1 protein-coding gene is annotated in these 992 nt (G+C 59.9%); it reads left to right on the forward strand.

All coding sequences use genetic code 11. From position 1 onward, the window contains the following. Nucleotides 1–56 precede the first annotated feature (56 nt). On the forward strand, nt 57–992 hold a 936-nt coding region (locus B3V69_RS00570), incomplete at its 3' end, for an extracellular solute-binding protein (RefSeq protein ID WP_296442813.1).

Genomic DNA, 992 nt, shown 5'->3' on the forward strand with positions numbered 1-992 from the left:
TCGCGTAACCGTCACAGTTCATGGTTACGCTCAACCCTTTTAATCGAGGAGATTGCATGAAATTGAAATTTGCGGGCCTGGCCATCGCCGCGGCTTTTTCGGTGTCCGCCCAGGCGCAAACTGATATTCAGTGGTGGCATTCGATGACCGCCGTGAACGGGGAATGGGTCAACGACCTGGCCAAAGACTTCAACGCCAGCCAGAAGGACTACCGGATTGTTCCCACCTTCAAGGGCTCGTACGACGAGTCCATGACCGCGGCGGTGGCCGCGTTTCGCGCGGGCAATGCGCCGCACATCCTGCAGGTGTTTGAAGTGGGCACCGCCACCATGATGGCGAGCAAAGGCGCGATCGTGCCGGTGGCGCAGGTCATGAAGGACGCGGGTTACAAGTTCGATCCCACGGCCTATGTGTCGGCCGTGGCGGGCTACTACACCGCACCGAATGGCCAGATGCTGAGTTTTCCGTTCAACAGTTCCACCACCGTTTTCTACATCAACAAGGATGCCTTCAAGGCAGCCGGACTGGACCCCACCAAAGCGCCCAGTACCTGGCCCGAAGTGGCACTGGCTGCCGCCAAGCTCAAGGCCAGCGGCCACAAATGTCCGTTCACCACCGCCTGGCAGGGCTGGACGCAGCTGGAAAGTTTCTCGGCCTGGCACAACGTGGAATTCGCCAGCAAATCCAACGGCTTGGCGGGCCTGGATGCGCGTCTGAAAGTGGACTCACCGCTGCATCAGCGGCATATAGAAAACCTGGCCAACATGGCCAAGCAGGGCCTGTTTGTCTACAAAGGCCGTGGCAACGTGCCCGAAGCCAGCTTTATTTCGGGCGAGTGCGCCATGATCACCACCTCGGCCGGCTTTTACGGCAATGTCGCCAAAAACGCCAAATTCGCTTACGGTCTGGCGACCCTGCCCTACTACCCCGATGTGCCCGGTGCGCCGCAAAATACCGTCATTGGCGGCGCCAGCCTGTGGGTGATGGCGGGC

This window comes from Rhodoferax sp. UBA5149, assembly GCF_002413825.1.
Classification (GTDB): Bacteria; Pseudomonadota; Gammaproteobacteria; order Burkholderiales; family Burkholderiaceae_C; genus Rhodoferax.